This window comes from Polaromonas sp. (assembly GCF_035638815.1).
Taxonomy (GTDB): domain Bacteria; phylum Pseudomonadota; class Gammaproteobacteria; order Burkholderiales; family Burkholderiaceae_C; genus Polaromonas.
This window is the reverse complement of record NZ_DASQZG010000026.1, coordinates 63,596-82,625: the sequence shown is the minus strand read 5'-3', so window position 1 is coordinate 82,625 and position 19,030 is coordinate 63,596. Positions and strand designations below refer to the sequence as shown.

Annotated in this window: 15 protein-coding genes; 2 read left to right on the top strand and 13 right to left on the bottom strand. The window is 60.6% G+C overall.

The genetic code is table 11. The features are described 5' to 3' along the window. Positions 1-25 precede the first annotated feature (25 nt). From narI to VE934_RS15930, 10 genes are all read right to left on the bottom strand, one after another. Positions 26-748, bottom strand: a complete 723-nt coding sequence (gene narI / locus VE934_RS15975) for a respiratory nitrate reductase subunit gamma (protein WP_324889280.1) — start codon at positions 746-748, stop codon at positions 26-28. Beyond that, complete coding sequence (gene narJ, locus VE934_RS15970) at positions 745-1,452, bottom strand: nitrate reductase molybdenum cofactor assembly chaperone (protein ID WP_324889278.1); 708 nt, start codon at positions 1,450-1,452, stop codon at positions 745-747. Before narJ ends, narI begins: the two co-directional genes overlap by 4 nt. 3 nt (positions 1,453-1,455) lie before the next feature. Further along, positions 1,456-2,988 carry a nitrate reductase subunit beta gene (gene narH / locus VE934_RS15965; protein WP_324889276.1) on the bottom strand — a complete coding sequence of 511 codons (1,533 nt, stop codon included), beginning with the start codon at positions 2,986-2,988 and terminating at the stop codon, positions 1,456-1,458. After that, entirely contained in the window at positions 2,985-6,803 is a 3,819-nt protein-coding gene (locus VE934_RS15960; RefSeq protein ID WP_324889274.1) for a nitrate reductase subunit alpha, read from the bottom strand. The genes narH and VE934_RS15960 overlap by 4 nt, the downstream gene beginning before the upstream one ends. 41 nt (positions 6,804-6,844) lie before the next feature. Further along, positions 6,845-8,473, bottom strand: coding sequence for an antiporter (locus VE934_RS15955; protein WP_324889272.1), 1,629 nt, complete (start codon positions 8,471-8,473; stop codon positions 6,845-6,847). 23 nt (positions 8,474-8,496) lie between these two features. Further along, positions 8,497-9,756, bottom strand: coding sequence for a nitrate/nitrite transporter (locus VE934_RS15950; RefSeq protein WP_324889270.1), 1,260 nt, complete (start codon positions 9,754-9,756; stop codon positions 8,497-8,499). Positions 9,757-9,883: 127 nt separating this feature from the next. Continuing rightward, positions 9,884-10,597 (bottom strand): response regulator, encoded by a 714-nt coding sequence (locus tag VE934_RS15945; RefSeq protein ID WP_324889268.1) that lies wholly within the window; start codon positions 10,595-10,597, stop codon positions 9,884-9,886. Positions 10,598-10,606: 9 nt separating this feature from the next. Continuing rightward, positions 10,607-12,535 (bottom strand): type IV pili methyl-accepting chemotaxis transducer N-terminal domain-containing protein, encoded by a 1,929-nt coding sequence (locus VE934_RS15940; protein WP_324889267.1) that lies wholly within the window; start codon positions 12,533-12,535, stop codon positions 10,607-10,609. A 4-nt stretch (positions 12,536-12,539) separates the two neighbouring features. Continuing rightward, positions 12,540-13,649, bottom strand: a complete 1,110-nt coding sequence (gene holA, locus VE934_RS15935) for a DNA polymerase III subunit delta (protein ID WP_324889264.1) — start codon at positions 13,647-13,649, stop codon at positions 12,540-12,542. Positions 13,650-13,658: 9 nt separating this feature from the next. After that, positions 13,659-14,081, bottom strand: coding sequence for an Lrp/AsnC family transcriptional regulator (locus VE934_RS15930; protein WP_324889262.1), 423 nt, complete (start codon positions 14,079-14,081; stop codon positions 13,659-13,661). Positions 14,082-14,229: 148 nt separating this feature from the next. Here VE934_RS15930 and VE934_RS15925 point away from each other — a divergent pair, with 148 nt between their 5' ends. After that, entirely contained in the window at positions 14,230-15,333 is a 1,104-nt protein-coding gene (locus tag VE934_RS15925) for an ornithine cyclodeaminase (RefSeq protein WP_324889260.1), read from the top strand. Next, entirely contained in the window at positions 15,330-16,241 is a 912-nt protein-coding gene (rocF, locus tag VE934_RS15920; protein ID WP_324889258.1) for an arginase, read from the top strand. The genes VE934_RS15925 and rocF overlap by 4 nt, the downstream gene beginning before the upstream one ends. Positions 16,242-16,284: 43 nt before the next feature. On the opposite strand, the gene VE934_RS15915 is transcribed toward rocF, so the two are convergent. From VE934_RS15915 to VE934_RS15905, 3 genes are read right to left on the bottom strand one after another with little or no spacing between them, the layout of a single operon-like run. Further along, positions 16,285-17,058, bottom strand: coding sequence for an ABC transporter ATP-binding protein (locus tag VE934_RS15915; protein WP_324889347.1), 774 nt, complete (start codon positions 17,056-17,058; stop codon positions 16,285-16,287). A 15-nt stretch (positions 17,059-17,073) separates the two neighbouring features. Beyond that, positions 17,074-17,853 carry a transporter substrate-binding domain-containing protein gene (locus VE934_RS15910; protein ID WP_324889256.1) on the bottom strand — a complete coding sequence of 260 codons (780 nt, stop codon included), beginning with the start codon at positions 17,851-17,853 and terminating at the stop codon, positions 17,074-17,076. 60 nt (positions 17,854-17,913) lie between these two features. Then, the gene (locus tag VE934_RS15905) at positions 17,914-19,029 is read right to left on the bottom strand and encodes a succinylglutamate desuccinylase/aspartoacylase family protein (RefSeq protein WP_324889254.1); all 1,116 of its coding nucleotides are present in this window, start codon (positions 19,027-19,029) and stop codon (positions 17,914-17,916) included. Position 19,030: the final 1 nt, after the last annotated feature.

Below are 19,030 nucleotides of genomic sequence, written 5' to 3'. Positions count from 1 at the left end.
AGAGTCCCTGGTTCATGCAAAGAGGTCAAGGAGCGCCGGGCGATTTGGCGCGAGGAACACCCAGACGGCGGCTGCGCACCATCTGGTAGGGACGGAACAGGTAGGCAACCGCTCCGAAGCCGCTCCACACATGCACCAGGCGGCTGAACGGAAACAGCAGGAAGATGGTCATCCCGAACACGATGTGAAAGCGATACGGCCAGGGGAGTACCGCCAGCGCTGCAGAGTCCACCTCACGCAGGGTGAGAATGCGCTGGGCCCACTCGGCCAGGATCAGCATCACGCTGCCATCGGCGTGTCCCCACGAATAAGGCAGAGTAATCAGACCCACGACCAGCTGCACCCACAGAATCAGAAGGATCGCCAGATCGGTCTTGTGGCTGGTGTAACGGATGCGCTCATCGAACATGCGGCGATAAATCAGCATCGACAGACCGATGAAACAGATGGCGCCAGCAATGCCGCCCGCGTAGATCGCCATGCGCTGCTTGGAGGCGGCGTCCATGAAAATCCCATACACCGCATGGGGCGTCAGCAGGCCGACCAGATGGCCGAAGAAGAGGAACAGGATGCCCACGTGGAACAGGTTGCTGCCCCAGCGCAGCAGGCCTGTGCGCAGAAGCTGCGAGGAGTCGCTTTTCCAGGTGTACTGGTCGCGGTCAAAGCGGATCAGGCTACCGAGCAGGAAAACGGTCAGGCAGATGTAGGGATAGACGCCAAAAAAGAATCCGTGAAGTCCGGGGCTCATGCTTGTGCTCCTTGTGTGGGCTGTGCCTTGCGTACGTGAGGCACGATATGAATCGGTTGCGGTTGGTCGGGCCTGGCCTGGCCTTTCGTCGAGCAGCCGTCAAAGACCACGGGCTCCTCCCAGACTGTGTCCACAGGTTCTTCGGCCGCGATCTGCACCGGCTGGGCCTTTTCGCCGGCCAACTCCAGCAAAGCTCCCAGCACGGAGGCGTAGGCACTCTCGCGCTGCTGCAATGCCGCGAAAATTGCGTTGAAGATGTGTGCCATCTCGGTCAGAAACTCGCGCGCCTCGCGTGGTGGCTGGGTGGAGGTAAATTCGAGCACCACGGGCAGGAAGTCCGGCATCTCCCCTTCGGCCAGGTACATGCCGGCCTTCTCGTAGGTCTGCGCCAAATCAATCATGGCCGGGCCACGATCACGTGAATCCCCATGCACGTGTTCGAACAGGTGCAAGGACGTAGCGCGGCCCCGGTCGAACAACTCGACATAGGCCGCCTCGGTCTCCAGCGCTGGCGCAAGCGCAAGCGCTTCAATCAGGCTGTCCAGCTCGGTCAGCCGTTGCGCCCCCAGGGCACGTTCTTCATGTAATGCCTCGCGCATGGCGCCCAGATGACTGCGCAACTCGGTGTCTGGGTAGCCCAGCAACCGTGCCAGGACGCGCAGTGTCTTCGTGGCAACGGCGGGGGTGTTATTAAAAAATGCCATGGTTCAGACCTCTACCTTGATGGGAATAGTGCGTTTCTTGTTGCCGCCAAACAGGCTGACATCGCTGGCGCCGTCCGAACAACCATTTCCGAAGGTAAAGCCGCAACCGCCGCGCATGTCGAACGCGTTCTCGGCGTATTCACGATGCGTGCTCGGAATGACGAAGCGGTCCTCGTAGTTCGCAATCGCCATGATGTGGTACATCTCCTCGACCTCGGCCACGCTCAAGCCGGCCTGCTCAAGCACCGCAAGGTTCTGCACCTGGTCCACATGCTTGCTGCGCTGGTAGGAGCGCATCGCCAGCATGCGCTGCAGGGCACGAATCACCGGTGCCGTGTCGCCTGCGGTTAACAGGTTGGCCAGGTACTGCACGGGAATCCGCATCTGCGCGATGTCGGGCAACTCACCGTTGACGCCGATATGCCCGGCGTTGGCCGCCGAGGTGATGGGCGACAGCGGCGGTACGTACCAGACCATGGGCAGCGTGCGGTACTCGGGGTGCAGCGGCAGCGCCACCTTCCACTCCACCGCCATCTTGTAGACCGGGCTGCGGCGGGCGCCTTCCAGCCAGGCTTCCGGAATGCCGTCTTTCCGCGCCTGTTCGATCACTTTCGGATCGTTCGGGTCCAGGAAAATGTCGAGCTGGGCCTGGTACAGATCTTTGTCGTTTTCGACGCTGGCCGCTTCCTGGATACGGTCGGCGTCGTACAAGACCACGCCGAGGTAACGGATGCGGCCCACGCAGGTTTCACTGCACACGGTCGGCTGGCCGGCTTCAATGCGCGGGTAGCAGAAGGTGCATTTTTCGGCCTTGCCGCTTTTCCAGTTGTAATAGATTTTCTTGTACGGACAGCCCGAGACACACATGCGCCAGCCGCGGCATTTGTCCTGGTCGATCAGCACAATACCGTCTTCCTCGCGCTTGTAGATCGAGCCGGAAGGACAGGACGCCACGCAGGCCGGGTTGAGGCAGTGCTCGCACAGGCGTGGCAAATACATCATGAAGGTGTTTTCGAACTGGCCCACCATGTCTTTCTGGACCTGCTCGAAGTTCGCCAGGTTGGCGTCCTTGCTGCGCTTTGAAAACTCGCCGCCCAGAATTTCTTCCCAGTTCGGGCCCCATTCGATTTTTTCCATGCGTTTGCCGGTGATCAGGCTGCGTGGCCGCGCCGTCGGCGCTGCCTTCATCTCTGGCGCCGCCTGCAGATGGGCGTAGTCGAAGGTGAAGGGCTCGTAGTAGTCATCGATCTGCGGCATGTTCGGGTTGGAGAAGATGCGCATCAGCAACTTCCACTTGCCGCCCTGACGCGGCTCAATGGAGCCGTCGGCCTTGCGCACCCAGCCGCCGTTCCATTTGTCCTGGTTTTCCCATTCTTTGGGGTAACCGATGCCTGGCTTGGTTTCGACGTTGTTGAACCAGGCGTACTCCATGCCGGGGCGGCTGGTCCAGACGTTTTTGCAGGTGACCGAGCAGGTGTGGCAGCCGATGCACTTGTCCAGGTTCAGCACCATGCCGATTTGTGCGCGTACCTTCATGCTGCTTCTCCCATTTGTTGCACGGCAAAAGCCCGCTCGTCGTCACGCGGCGTATCCAGCCAGTCCACCTTGTCCATCTTGCGCACCACAACAAATTCGTCGCGGTTGGTGCCAATGGTCCCGTAGTAGTTGAAGCCCCAGGAAAGCTGCGCGTAACCACCAATCATGTGCGTCGGCTTGAGCACAATGCGCGTCACCGAGTTGTGAATGCCGCCACGCTGGCCGGTGATCTCCGAACCCGGCGTGTTGACGATTTTTTCCTGCGCGTGGTACATCATCACCATGCCGGGTTTGACGCGCTGACTGACAACAGCCCGAGCCGCAATCGCGCCGTTGACGTTGTAAGCCTCGATCCAGTCGTTGTCTTCCACACCGATGAGCCTGGCGTCGTCTTCACTGAGCCAGATGATGGGTCCGCCCCGGCTCAAGGTCAGCATCAACAGGTTGTCTGTGTACGTTGAGTGGATGCCCCACTTCTGGTGCGGCGTGATGAAGTTCAGCAGTATCTCCGTGTTGCCGTTGCTGCGGATGCCGTGCACACCGGCGGTGGCCTTCAGGTTCACCGGCGGCCGGTAGCTGGCCAAGCCCTCGCCGAAAGCCAGCATCCACGGGTGATCCTGGTAGAACTGCTGGCGGCCCGTGAGGGTGCGCCATGGGATCAGTTCATGCACATTGGTGTAGCCGGCGTTGTACGACACCGTCTCTGATTCGATGCCGCTCCAGGTCGGCGAGCTGATGATTTTGCGCGGCTGCGCCTGGATGTCGCGGAAGCGGATTTTTTCGTCTTCGCGGTGCAGCGCCAGATGTGTGTGCTCACGACCAGTCTGCTTGCCCAGCGCCGCCCAAGCCTTGACCGCCACGTGACCATTGGTTTCCGGTGCCAGTTGCAGCACCATTTCGCAGGCGTCGATGTCGCTGTTGATACGCGGCATGCCTTGGGTCACGCCGGGCTCGGTCACGAGGCCGTTGAGTTCGCCGAGTTGTCGCACTTCGATCTCGGTGTTCCACGCAATGCCCTTGCCGCCGTTGCCCACCTTGTTGAGCAGGGGGCCGACAGCCGTGAAGCGTTTATAGACGTTGGGGTAGTCGCGCTCGACCACCTGCATCTGGGGCGCCGTCTTGCCCGGCACCAGTTCACACTCGCCGCGCTTCCAGTCCTTGACATCAAAAGGCTGGGCCAGCTCGCCGGGTGAATCGTGCATCACCGGGGTCAGAACCATTTCCTTTTCGACACCGAGATGGCCTTCGCACAGCTCGCTGAATTTCTTGGCGAAGCCCTTGTAAATCTCCCAGTCGCTCTTCGATTGCCACACCGGGTCCACCGCGGTGGACAGGGGATGTATGAAGGGGTGCATGTCACTGGTGTTGAGGTCGTTCTTTTCGTACCAAGTGGCGGTCGGCAGAACGATGTCGGAGTACAGGCAGGTCGTGCTCATGCGGAAGTCGAGCGTCACCAGCAGGTCCAGCTTGCCTTCCGGGGCCTTGTCATGCCAGACCACTTCCTCGGGCTTGCCCTCTTCCGCGCCCAGGTCCTTGCCCTGCACGCCGTTGTCCGTACCCAGCAGATGTTTGAGGAAGTATTCGTGGCCCTTGCCTGACGAACCGATGATGTTGGAACGCCAGACAAACATGTTGCGCGGCCAGTTGGCCGGGTGGTCCGGGTCCTCGCAACTCATCTTGAGCGAGCCGTCCTTGAGCGACTTGACCACATAGTCTTTCGCATCGAGTCCCGCGGACTGCGCGTCCTTGACCACCTGCATGGGGTTGGTCTGCAATTGCGGTGCGCTCGGCAACCAGCCCATGCGCTCAGCGCGCACGTTGTAGTCAATCATGCTGCCGCCATAAAGCTTCTTGTCGGCGAGCGGCGACAACACCTCGTCCACGCCAAGCTTCTCGTAGCGCCACTGGTCGGTGTGGGCATAGAAAAAGCTGGTGGAGTTCATCTGCCGGGGTGGACGAATCCAGTCTAGTGCGAAGGCCAGTGGTGTCCAGCCGGTCTGGGGCCGGAGCTTTTCCTGACCCACGTAGTGCGCCCAGCCGCCACCGCTCTTGCCGATGCAGCCGCACATCATCAACATGTTGATGACGCTGCGGTAGTTCATGTCACTGTGGTACCAGTGGTTCATGCCGGCGCCGATGATGACCATGGACCGGCCTTCGGTCTTGTCGGCATTGTCGGCAAACTGGCGTGCGACGGCGATGATCTGGGCGCGCGGTACGCCGGTGATCTGTTCCTGCCAGGCCGGGGTGTAAGGCGTGTTGTCGTCAAAGTCGGCAGCGGCCAGCTCACCGGGCAAGCCTCGGGCAATGCCGTACTGCGCAACCTGCAGGTCGAACACTGTGGCCACGAGGGCTGAGCGCTCCTCGCCGGCCTTGCCCAGGGAAATGCGTTGCACCGGCACGGTACGTACCAGCACGTCACTGTGCTCGTTGTTCTGGAAATGGTCGTGGTGGATGCCGCCGAAGTACGGAAAACCGACTTTGGCGCTGTCCGTGCTGGGTGCATCACCCTCCATGACCGACAGCTTGAGCGCGACCTCGTCACCCTGACGCGCCTCTTTGGATTCCAGATTCCATTGGCCGGCATCTGCACGACCATCGGGGCCCCAGCGAAAGCCAATGGCGCCGTGTGGCAACACAACCTTGCCCTGCGCATCAAAGGCCACGGTTTTCCACTCGGGGTTGTTCGCCTGGCCCAGCTTGCCGTTGAAGTCGGACGCGCGCACATAGCGGTCCGGCACCATCACGGTTTCGCCGTTTTCCAGTTGGTGCTCTTTCAGCATGACCAGCATGGGCAGGTCGGTGTAGCGGCGTGCGTAGTGATCGAAGTATGCGGAGCGCGGCTTGCCGTTGCCGCCGAAATAGAAGTCCTTCAGGATCACATGGCCCATGGCCATGGCAACTGCTGCATCGGTGCCCTGCTTGGGGTGCAGCCAAAGGTCGGAGAGCTTGGCGACCTCGGAGTAGTCGGGCGTGATCGCCACGGTCTTGGTGCCTTTGTAGCGAACCTCGGTAAAGAAGTGGGCATCGGGGGTGCGCGTCTGTGGCACGTTGGAGCCCCAGGCAATGATGAAGCCGGAGTTGTACCAGTCGGCCGACTCAGGCACGTCAGTTTGCTCACCCCAGATTTGCGGACTCGATGGAGGCAAGTCGCAATACCAGTCATAAAAACTCATACACACGCCGCCAATCAGCGACAGGTAACGCGAGCCAGCGGCGTAACTGACCATGGACATCGCCGGAATCGGCGAGAAGCCGATGATGCGGTCAGCGCCGTGCTTCTTGATCGTGTGGACGTTGGAGGCCGCAATCATCTCGTTGACCTCGTCCCAGCTGGAGCGCACAAATCCACCTAGGCCGCGCACACTTTGGTAGTCGCGGCGTTTGGCGTCGTCCTGCACGACCGCTGCCCAAGCCTGCACCGGCGGCAGCGTCAAACGTGCCTCGCGCCAATGTTTGAGCAGACGCGCACGCACCATGGGGTACTTGACGCGGTTGGCACTGTACAGGTACCAGCTGTAGCTGGCACCGCGCGCGCAGCCGCGCGGCTCGTGGTTGGGCATGTCCCAACGGGTGCGCGGGTAGTCGGTCTGCTGGGTTTCCCACGTGACGATGCCGCCTTTGACGTAGATCTTCCATGAGCATGAGCCCGTGCAGTTCACGCCATGGGTGCTGCGCACGATCTTGTCGTGCGCCCAGCGATTGCGGTAGGCGTCTTCCCAGGTCCGGTCTTCGGCAGTGGTGACGCCATGGCCTTCCGAGAACGATTCACGCGGGTTTGAAAAGTGGTTCAGGCGATCAAGAAAGTGGCTCATTGGGTTCTCCGGTATGGCGGTAAATTCGTTTTAACGGCAGGTCAGGGGTTTTTGATCTCGGCGCCGGGGCGCAGGTAAAACCACCAGTTGAGGACCAGGCACAAGGCATAAAAAATGGCGAACCCATACATGGCGTTTTCAGGCGTTCCCGCCTTGATTTGCGCGCCTATGACCACTGGGGCGATGAAGGCGCCGTAAGCGGCAATGGCCGAGGTCCAGCCGAGCACCGGGCCAGCCTGCTGGCGATCGAAGATCACGCCAATCGTGCGGAAGGTGGAGCCATTGCCGATGCCGCTGGCAGCAAACAGCACGATAAACAAGGCCATGAAGAGTAAAAAATATTCTTCCGGCGTGGCCGATTTGTAGGCCAGCAGCATGACGTAACCCACCGCAGCCGAAGCGAGCACCATCACGGCGGAGATGATCTGGGTCACGATGGACCCGCCTACCTTGTCGGACACCCAGCCACCCACGGGGCGAATGAGCGCGCCTACAAAGGGGCCAATCCAGGCAAAGGTCAGTGCCGAAGGCGCGTTGGGATTTTTCAGCGTGTGCTGCATCACGCCTGCGGCATCAGGTACATGGCTGATGCCGAAGATGACCGTGATGGCCAGCGGCAGGGCCATCGAAAACCCGATGAAGGAACCGAAGGTCACGATGTACAACAAGGTCAGCGACCAGGTGTGCTTGTTGCTGAAAATCGCAAACTGCTTGGTGATGCCTTCTTTCATGGTGCCGAAGGCCGTGAGCTTGAGCACCAGCAAAGTGCTTGCCACAATCAATGGCATGGCGATCCACATGTTGAGCAGCCCCAAACCTGTGGGCTTTGGCAGGTAAAGATACAGGCCGACGCCTGCGGGCACGAACGACAGGGTGTAGAGCCAGATGATTTTGAGGAAGGCCGGGATGGTCCCGCCGGTGTCGGGCGTCACTGTCTTCAGGTTGTTCATGCCGAAGAAGCAGATCACGGACAGCGGCACGAGTGACAACAGCCAGGCAAAGCCGGCGTTCTGTATCCAGGTAGGCGTACCCGCAGCAATCTTGCCGAGAATCCAGCCGCTGTCTTTTACCAGTGTGGTCGCTTCGCCCGCCAAGCCTCCAAACAGGCTCATGGTCATGACCAGCGGTATGACGATCTGCATGGTCGTCACACCGAAATTGCCCAGGCCGGCATTGAGGCCCAATGCCGTGCCTTGCAAGCGCTTGGGGAAAAACGTACTGATGTTCGACATGGAGCTGGCGAAGTTTCCGCCACCCACCCCGCACCACAGGGCCATCAACTGAAACGACCACAGCGGCCACTCAGGGTGCTGCAATACGATGCCGGTGCCGATGGCCGGCGCCAGCAGCATCGACGTTGTCAGGAAGATGGTGTTACGCCCACCGGCCAGCCGGATCAGGAAGGACGCCGGGATTCGCATGGTGGCACCGGCCAGACCCGCAATGGCCGTCAGGGTGAAGAGTTCGGCCTGGGTAAACGGAAAGCCCAGGTTGAGCATCTGCACGGTGATGATTCCCCACATGCCCCAGACCGCAAAGCCGCACAGCAGGCTGGGCACGGAGATCCATAGGTTTCGGTAGGCAATACGTTTGCCGGTGTTCTCCCAGAACTGCTCGTCCTCGGGACGCCAATCGGTGATGTCAGTGCTTGGACTGGTTTTGGTGTTCATGGTGTTTCTCAAAAATGAAGGGTTCAGGCTTGTGCGCCGGCGTGGCTGCCCATGACTTCGGTGCGCCGCACCTCGGTCCAGTACATCCAGATCAAAGAGACCCAGACCACGCCATACATGAACATGAAGGCGCTGGAGCGAACGCCGGTCAGGTCCATCAGGCCGCCAAAAATGATGGGCAAGACGAAACCGCCCAGGCCGCCGGCCAGACCCACAATGCCGCTGACAGCGCCGATGTTGGCGCCGTAGTCGTCACTGATATATTTGAAAACGCTGGCCTTGCCGAAAGCCCAGGCAATGCCCAGCAGAAACATCAGCGCCGTGAAGGTGTAAACATTCAGGCCGATGTGGAAGGTCGCTGGGCCATTGACGGTGAGGATGGTGAAATCAGTCTGCGGATAGGACAGCAGAAACAGGCAGATCCAGCTGACCCACATCACCCACCAGGTGACGCTGTGCGCGCCGTATTTGTCGGACAACACACCGCCAAAGGCGCGAAGCACGCCGCCCGGCAGGGAAAAGCAGGCAGCCAGCAGCGCAGCCACGCGGATATCCAGACCAAACTCGCCGACGTAGTACTGCACCATCCACAGTGACAGGGCCACATACCCGCCGAACACGATGCTGTAGTACTGGCAGTACTTGATGACCTTGGGGTCCTTGAGCAGCTTGAGCTGGTCACTGAACTTGACATGACTCGGCACCAGGTGGGCCGGATCGCTGTGGCTGAACAGCCAGAACAGCACCAGCGCCGCCAGCATGATGGCCGCGTAAACCTGCGGCACCATGGCCCAGCCAAACGCCACCAGCAACACAGGCGCAACAAACTTGTTGACGGCGGCACCGGAGTTGCCAGCGCCGTACACACCCATGGCCATGCCCTGTCGGTTCTTGGGGAACCAGCGCGCCACATAGGGCGTGCCGACAGAAAACGACCCGCCCGCCAGACCGACAAAAAGGCCAATCACGAGAAAGTGCCAGTACACGGTGGCGTAAGCCATGAGCCATATCGCAGGGATGGTGGCGGCCATGAGGAGAGCCATGACGATGCGCCCGCCATAACGGTCGGTCCAGATGCCAAGAGGGACCCGGATCAAGGAGCCGGTCAGCACAGGTGTGGCCGCAAGCAAACCAAACTCTGTGGCATTCAGGTTCAGCATCTTCTTGATCGGGATGCCGATGACGCCGAACATCATCCACACCATGAAGCAGACGGTAAAGGCCAGCGTGCTGACAATCAGCACGGCCCACGCTTTTCTTGAGTTGCCGAGTTCAGAGGCCATGTTCTTCTCCAGGGACATGGCATGACTGTCGGCTTTTTACCGCTGTATGAATATCCTCCTTTGGAACAAGGCGGCAATAGTTCTGAAGAACTAGAGGCGGGCCTAACTGGCCCGCAGCTGATTTATATCAACTCCAGTCCCGTCCGGCAGCGTATACAGCGGCATGCACGCGCGAGCTGAGCTGCAGTTTGCGCAAAATGTGCTGGACGTGAATTTTCACCGTTGTCTCCGCGATATCGAGTTCACGCGCGATAACCTTGTTGCTGTCGCCGCGTGCGACCAGCGCCAGCACCTCACGTTCACGCGCTGACAAGAGCGCGATGGCTGAGTCGTCCGGCAAGGTCGGCGCAGAGAGCTCCGCGCTGCGGCCATCGCTGAGCGCAGCGACCTCGTCATGAGAGGACGGCGACGACCTGGACCGGAAGGCGGTCACCAGCTTGGTCATCATCTCCGGACTGACCACCGACTCCCCCTCCAATACCTTGATGATGGACTCCGACAGCCTGTCGAGTTCCACGGTTTTCAGCAGATAACCATCAGCGCCCGCCTGCAACGCTGCAGACAGGTCAGCTTCGTTTTCACTGACCGTGAGCATCAGGATGCGGGTGCCGGGTGCGGCATCCTTGAGGGTCGCAATGCCGTCCACGCCTAAAACACCTGGCAGGTGGTTGTCCAGCAGTATCAAATCGGGCGGGTTGCGCTCCACACAGCGCAGTGCCTCGCCAACGTCGCCCGCCTCGCCTGCCACGCGAAAACGTTCATCCTGGGAAAGCAACGCCACCAGCCCTCGGCGAAACAGGGTGTGGTCGTCCACGACGAGGAGGGTAACGGGGATGGTCATGTCTTTTTCTCAGCCTCCATGCATGCCTGCAGCCGCCATCGCAGACCCCGCCGTCCTGACCGTGCCGCCGCCGACTTCCGGGTGTGGCGGCAGTGTCAGCGTCACGGTGGTGCCCACCCCCGCCGAGGAAACGATCTCGACCACGGCGCCTATGCGTCCTGCACGCTCGCGCATGATGTTGAGTCCTACGTGAGACTGGCCGGGGTGTTTGCCCGTGTCAAAGCCAACGCCGTTGTCGCGCACCACAAAACGCCAGCGTGCCCCTTTGTGCACCTCAAGGTCGACCTGCGTAGCGCCCGCATGTTTTCGTATGTTGGACAGGGCTTCCTGGAGTACATGAAGCACCTGCACTTGCACGTCCGACGGCAGCGGCAGGCCCTGGCCCTGGACCTGCAAATGTGCCGCCAAATCCGTCTGGCTCTGGAATTTCTGCAGGGTTTCCTGCAGGGCCTGCTCGATGTCGTCGGTATTGGTGCGCGTGCGGAAATGCACCAGCAACTCCCGCACATCGCCGATGCTTTCGCGCAGCCCGACGTCCAGCTCATCAAGTGCCGCCTGCACCTGAGGCGCCTGGCCCTTTTGCACAGCACCCCGGAGCAATTGCACCTGGATCTTCAGGAAAGCCAGTGACTGGGCAATTGAGTCGTGCAGGTTGCGTGCAAGCAGAGCCCGCTCTTCCGCGACTGCAGCCTCGCGGTCCAGTGCATCGGCCCGTAAGCCTTCCAGTGAACTGGCCAGATGACTGGCCAGTGCATCGAGCAACTCAATTTCGTCGGTACTCAGCAGGACTGTCGTCCGAAAGAACAGGTTGAATTCACCGAGCAGGCGCTGCTGGAGCCGGATCGGCACCGTGACGACACTTTCGTAGCCGACCTTTGCGCAGTGGCGCACGGGCGCCTCGTCGTGGCTCAGGATGGGAATCACGCGGGTGCGCGCATCTGCCCGCAGGTTGCCGCAGGCGCACGCTCCGGCCAACAGGCTGCGCTCTTCTTCCACCAGTTCCTTTGGAAAACAGTCTGAAGCCAGCATCAGGTAGCGCTGGTTGGCGTCATCCGACCAGCGCACTGCGGCAGCGTCGGCCTTCATCAACCCCCGCACGCGCTGCGCAAAGCCGCTTGCAAGTTCGTCAATGCTGCCGGACTGGGCCAGAAAGGCGCTAACCTTGTACAAGGCTTCGAGCCGAGCGCGTTGTGACTCTATGCGCTTCGTCTTTGCCTCGACCTTGGCTTCCAGCCCTACATACAGCGACTGCAAAGTTACCGCCATGTGGTTGAACCCGGCCGCCACCTGGCCGAACTCGTCCACGGTCTCAACGTCGATGCGCGTCTTGAAATCTCCGGACTCCAGCTTGTGCAATCCCTGCCGGAGTTGCGCCAGCGGATTGATCACATACATGTAGCCGGTGAACAGCATGATGGCCGCGCCGCCAATGGCCAGCACCATCATCAGCACCTGAAACAGGTTCAGGATGGCGGTCAGACGGGACAGATGCTGCTCGATCGCAAGGACCAGTTGATCGCTAGCATCGACAAACGCCCCGCCCGCTTCCAGCAGTTCCTGCGCCGCCGGAGCCGTCTCGGCCAGCCACAGCGGCCGCTGGGTCCGCCACAGGGACTCGACATCGTTGAAACGCGACCGCACCTGGTCGTCCCAGGGCACAAACAAGGGCCGCGAAGGGTCTCCCTCGCGCAACAAGGCCAGGCTTTCATCGAACCGGGTTACCAGTCCCTGAAGTTCGCGTCGCTCTACGCCGGCCTGCACCGAGCTGGCGAGGCGCCAGGTCTGCATGCGCATGCGACCGGCTTCGTTGACGGCGGCGGCGCCGCCTTCGAGTTGCCAGGTTACCCACAGCGTCAACCCAATGGAGACCAGCGCCACCCCCAACAAGCTCGCCCCGATGCGCGTCAGTTTTTTGGAAAGCGAGGCTGTGTTCTGCATGGCGCTAAGTCTTGGCGCCACCCGCCGACGGGCGCGCGGCGCGGGGTGCTGCTGCGGGTGCGGTGCACTGCTCGCACACCATACGGGCCAGGCGATGCAGCGCCTGCCAGCCGTCAACGGGCCAGTCGGGTTGCTTCAGACCTTTGACGATGCCGTCCACCTTGTGCGCGGCGTGTAGAAGATTGGCCAGCGTGGTGTCGCCGATTTGCGGGAGCACCCTCTCAAACAGCTTTTCCTTGATTCCCCAGACCCGGTTTTCGCGCAGGGCCATGGGCATGGGGCGGCCCGCGCGGATGGCATCTTTGACCCTCTTCATGCTTCGAATGTCCTCAGCCAGAGCCCAGTGCACCAGCACCTCGGACTCACCCTCGGACTGCAGGCCATCGATCATGCGCTGCACACGCAGGGTCTGCCCGCCCAGCACCGCTTCCGACAACTTGAACACGTCATACCGGGCAACATTCAGCACCGCCTGCTCAACCTGTTCAAAGCTCAGCACCGCACCCTCTTGCGCCGGGTACAGCAGGCCCAGCTTCTGGATTTCCTGGTGGGCCGCCAGCAAATTGCCCTCCACGCGGTCGGCAAAAAATTGCAGGGTTCGCTGGCCTTCCTCGCCTGCAGCCACGCGCTGGCCTTGTATTTGCAGGCGTTGCGCAATCCATGGGGGGAGGCTTCGGCGGTCAATGGCGTCAAATTTGACCGTGGTGCCAAAACTCTCCAGCGCCCCAAACCACGCCCCCTTGGTGGTTATGCTGTCCAGCCGGGGCAGCAAAATCAGGGTCAAGGTGCTGTCATCGCCCTGTGCCCGCTCCGCTATTTGCTGCAAGGCTGCCGAACCGTCCTTGCCTGGCTTGCCGCTGGGGATGCGGATTTCGACAATCTGTTTGTCTGCAAAAAGGCTTAGCGAGCCGCCGCTGGCCAGCACCTCGCTCCAGTCAAAGTGGGCGCCGGCAACGGTGTGCACCGTGCGCTCTGTGTAACCCTGTTCCCGCGCAGCCGAACGCAAAGCGTCGGCAAATTCCTGAACCAGCAGAGGCTCATCGCCGTGCAGCGTGTACAGACTTTTAAGCCCACGCTTGAGGTGTTCCGACAGTTGTGCGCTTGCCAGTTGCATCGTTGAAGTTTAGAGCTTGTAGGTTGACAGCAACAGGCTGGTCTCGGTGTTGGCGATGCCGTCCAGCAAACGCACACGACCCAGGACAGCGTCAAATGCTTCCAGGCTGTCGGCTCGCAGCTCGGCAACGATGTCCCATCTGCCGTTGGTGGTGTGCAATGCGCTCACAGCAGGGTCGCCGCGAAGGTCGCGGATTACCTGATCAATGCGGTTGCCCTCCACGGACACGGTCATGAGGGCGCGGATGCGGTGGTTTTCAGCCAGGGGCTTGAGCCGAACGGTATACCCCACGATGGTTCCATCCGCCTCCAGCCGGGCCTGCCGGTTTTGCACAGTGCCGCGTGAAACCCGCAAACTTTTGGCAAGGGAAGCAACCGACGCTCGTCCGTCGTCACGAAGCAGGGAGATTAATTGGCGGTCGGTATCGTCCATGCGCCATTTTGTATCAAATCGCCAGTCACGTCTGGCTTTTTGTTTAACTAACCTAGCAAATTATACAAATCACTGGCTTTTAATTGGCTGCGCGCTCTCAGACAATCCCTGATCGGCTGCGCACGGGCGCGGCGAACAAGGACACATCGTGGTGGATTACATCGGAATTGCAGACATCAAACGCCTCGTCGGCAGCATGGGCGCGGCCCAATTTATCAGCGGTCTGGCGCAAGAAATCGAGTCAGACTACCGGCGCTGGGCGGACTTTGACAAGTCTGCACGGCACGCCATTCACTCGCCCGTGGGCGTGATCGAACTGATGCCCGCCAGCGATGGCCAGCAGTACTCGTTCAAGTATGTCAACGGGCACCCGCAAAACACGGCGCGCGGCCTGCTGACCGTGACGGCCTTTGGTGTGCTGGCCGACGTTGCTACGGGTTATCCGCTGCTGCTTTCAGAAATGACCATTACGACCGCGCTGCGTACTGCGGCCATGTCCGCCCTGGCCGCGAAGTGGATGGCACGGGACAACAGCCGCGTCATGGCGCTGATAGGCAACGGCGCGCAGAGCGAGTTTCAGGCCATCGCGTTCTATCATATGGTCGGTATCCGGGAGATCAGGCTGTACGACGTTGACCTGGCTGCTACACAAAAGCTGGCGGCTCACCTGCGGGCCCTCGGCTTGAACGAGTTCAACATCGTTATCAGCCCTTCCATCGCCGAAGCCGTCAAGGGAGCCGACATCGTGACCACCGTCACCGCCGACAAACGCAACGCAGTGATCCTCACACCAACGATGATCGAACCTGGCATGCACATCAATGCCGTGGGGGGCGACTGCCCCGGTAAAACCGAACTGCACGCCGATATTCTGCTGAGGTCCGATGCGCGTGTGGTGGTGGAGTACGAGCCGCAATCCCGCATCGAGGGCGAAATTCAACAGTTGCCTGCTGACTTTGCCGTGACCGAATTTGCATTGCTGGTCAACGGCACAGCCCCGGCGCGTGCCGGAGACCACGAAGTCACCATTTTTGATTCGGTCGGGTTCGCGCTGGAGGATTACTCGGCTTTGCGCTACCTGCATGCCTTGCAGGTCAAGGCAGCGGGTGAGCGGCAGCAAATCGACCTGATTCCCCATCTGGACAACCCGAAAGACCTCTTTGGCCTGTTGGTCGAGTCGGCACAACCGACTGCTACTGCTCGTGCTACCAAGCCCGCATCGGTCAGACTGACCGCGATGGCCGCAACATGAGCGTTTACATCGCCCTGATTGGCGCACCCACCGACATAGGCGCCGGCAGCCGGGGCGCATCCATGGGCCCGGAAGCGCTGCGCGTCGCAGGTATTCAGGACATTTTGCGCAGCCACGGATTGACCGTGACGGACCGCGGCAATGTGATCGGTCCGGCCAACCCCTGGCTGCCGCCGGTTGACGGGTATCGCCATCTGAATGAAGTGGCCGCGTGGAACACCGCAGTGCACGAGGCTGTTTACGCTGCGCTTTGCGCGCGTGAATTACCTTTGCTCATGGGCGGCGACCATTGCCTGGGGATTGGCTCCATCAGCGCCGTGGCACGTCATTGCCGGGACAAGGGTAAAAAGCTGCTGGTGCTGTGGCTGGACGCGCACGCCGATTTCAACACCAGCGCCCTGACACCCACCGGCAATGTGCACGGCATGCCGGTGGCAGTGCTGTGTGGCCATGGCCCCGCAGAGCTGACCCGGATAGGCGGCACCACGCCTGCCATGGAGCCGGGAATGATCCGGCAGATTGGCATTCGCAGCGTGGATGCCGGAGAGAAACGTTTCGCGCGCGATTCCGAGCTCCAAATATTTGACATGCGCTACATCGACGAGATGGGCATGAAGCGCACCATGGAAGCGGCTCTGGCAGACGTTGGCTCTGACACTCACCTGCACGTGAGTTTTGACGTTGACTTTCTGGACCCATCGGTGGCGCCCGGCGTGGGTACCACCATACGCGGTGGACCGACCTACCGCGAGGCCCAGCTTTGCATGGAGATGATTGCTGACACGGGTTTGCTCGGCTCGCTGGACATCATGGAGCTCAACCCCGCGCTTGACGTGCGCAACCAGACCGCTGAAGTGGCCGTTGACCTGGTTGAAAGCCTGTTTGGCAAAAGCACCTTGATGCGCTGATCTGGCGGTGCACGTGAGGGCGGGCGGTTAGCGCCCTCCCACCCTACTTCAAACTGTTGGACAAAAACGCCTGCAGCCGCTCGCTGGAGGGCTTGCTGAGCACTTCGCGCGGATCACCCTGCTCTTCGATCTGCCCCTTGTGCAGAAACACAACGTGGTTGCTGACCTCACGCGCGAAACTCATCTCGTGCGTCACCACAATCATGGTCCGGCCCTCTTCGGCCACTGAGCGCATCACGCGGAGGACCTCGCCCACCAGTTCGGGATCGAGCGCAGAGGTCGGCTCATCAAACAGCATGACTTTGGGCTCCATCGCCAGCGCCCGTGCGATGGCCACGCGTTGCTGCTCACCGCCGGACAGATGCGCCGGATAAGCATCCTTGCGGTGATACACACCAACCTTGTTCAAATACAAATGGGCGCGCTCCAGCGCCTCTGCCTTGGTCAGTCCGAGTACGTGAACGGGTGCCTCCGTGATGTTTTCAACCGCGGTCATGTGGGCCCACAGGTTGAAGTGTTGAAACACCATGGCCACCTGTGCGCGCAGCCGCTGCAGCTGCGCCGGATCCCTGGCCCGCAATGCACCGGCGGCACTGGCGCGCGTATCCGGCACCAGGACCAGCTCTTCCCCATCCACCACAATGCGTCCGCTGTTGGGCTGCTCCAGCAGATTGAGGCAACGCAGGAATGTGCTTTTGCCGGAGCCACTGGAGCCAATCATCGATATCACATCGCCAGCGCGTGCCTGCACGGTCACCCCCTTGAGCACTTCGTTGGTGCCAAAGCGCTTGTGGATGTCGGAGGCCTGCAGGATCATGGAAGCGTTCACGATTTACTTTCGGTTATTGATGTCAAAGTCAAAGTAGCGCGCTGCAATACGCTTGTATTCACCGCGCTCTTCGGTTGCGGCAATGGCACGGTTAAAGCGGTTGCTCAGCACGGTATTGCCTTTGTTCACCGCCACCCCAACGCCGTTTCCAATCCACACGGGTGGGCCGACTTGCGCAAAATCCTTGCCTTCAGGCAGCGTCAAAAATTTGGTTTTGGCAACCAGAGCAGAACTCAGTCCCAACTCGGCCTCGTTGCTTGTCAGGCGCGCATAGACGTCCGTCTCCTTGGCCGCAGACACCAGCTTGGCCTCCGGATATTGCACACGGGCCCAGTTTTCACGCGGTGAACCCTTCAAAACCGATACAGACTTTTCCTTCAACATGCCCGGAACCAATGAATGGGGGGCACCCGTCCGCGCTATCCATATGCTGGGCACGTTGTAGTAGCTCTCCGAAAAGTCGACTTGTTTGAGCCGCTCCTCGGTGATGGTCAACGAGGCCATCACGGCATCAACCTCACCTGCTTTGAGTTTGGGCAGCAGGCTGTCAAAGTCAAGCTTGATCAGCTCGCAACGGGCCTTCAGGCGCTCGCAGTATGCGTTAGCCAGGTCAATCTCGAAACCCGTGACACGGCCGTCCGCTTCTGTCTTGGTAAAAGGCGGGTAGCTGCCTTCGATGCCGATCTTCAGTGGAACAACGTAGTTGCGATAAGGCCAGGCCAGCAATGCAAGACCTGTCAGCACAGCTGCCAGAAGCAGCAGGTAAATGGAACGGCGTGTCATGTCATCTCCTCAGTGTTTGAATGTGGGCAGGCAAGTCAACCACTGACCTGCCCACGCCTACTAGGGGCTTAGCAGCTTGCCCGTTCGGGCCAGACTTGTACCGGCAACTTTGCCGAGGCGCTTGCCCGGCAGCGCCCAGCGCGCACCGCCGCGCGCGTACAGAACGCCGCCGGACCGGCAACGCACTGCCTCCACCGCACCCGTAGAAGCGTCAACGAGGTCGGCAATCACATCACCGGCTTCAACACGGTCCCCAGGTCGTTTGTGAAACACCACCACTCCCGCACGCGGCGCCGTGATGGGCTCCGAACCCGACAACAGTGTGGGCTGACAGCGCGGCGCGGGAAGCGCCGGAACGTCGCCCAGCAGCAACCCGCGGCGACGCAAAAATTCAACGATCGCCCCTGCGTCCTGCTCGGCCAGTTCATGGCTGGTATCGGATTCCCCACGCAATTCAATGGTCGCGCTAAAGCATCCCTGCGGAACAGGTTTATCGGGAAACTGGCGCTGCAATTCGTACCACGGGCGGCTGCAGGCCTCATCAAATGGCGAGTCGCCCGACTCGGTCGCCAGCAGGATGGCCTCTGCGCCCAACAACGCCCCGAGTTCTGCAGCCAACTCACGCTGGGGCGTGAGGGCATACAAGTGCATGACGGCTTCGTGATCGCAGTGCAGGTCCAGGACCACATCACTGTCTACGGCCAGCTGGAGGAGACGGTTTTTCATGTCCTGAACCAGATGCTGTGCGCTGAGTGCGCTCACGGCCTTGCGCAATCCATCGCGTATCAGCACCGCATTCTGGTCGGCATCAGCCCCAAGTTGTGTTCCCACCATGGTGGCCACCTGCGATGTAACGTCTGAATAGTGACGGTTGAAGTTGCCACCATCGCGCAAATCAAACCGGCCTTGATGCTGCCCCAGGAGTTGCTGCGTCATACCCACCGGATTGGCGTAAGGCACGAGCACGATTTCACCGCACAACTGTCCGCTCGTTTCCAGCGCCTGAAGCTTTCGTTTGAGCGCCTGCGCAACCAGAATGGCGGGTACCTCGTCGGCGTGTAGTGCGGCTTGCAAATACGCTTTGGGCCCCGTTCCGGGGGTACCGAAGCGAATGACCTGGAAACTGTGGCGCACGCCGGGGGCGATCTCCATCAGGTTGATGGTTTGTGTTTGCATA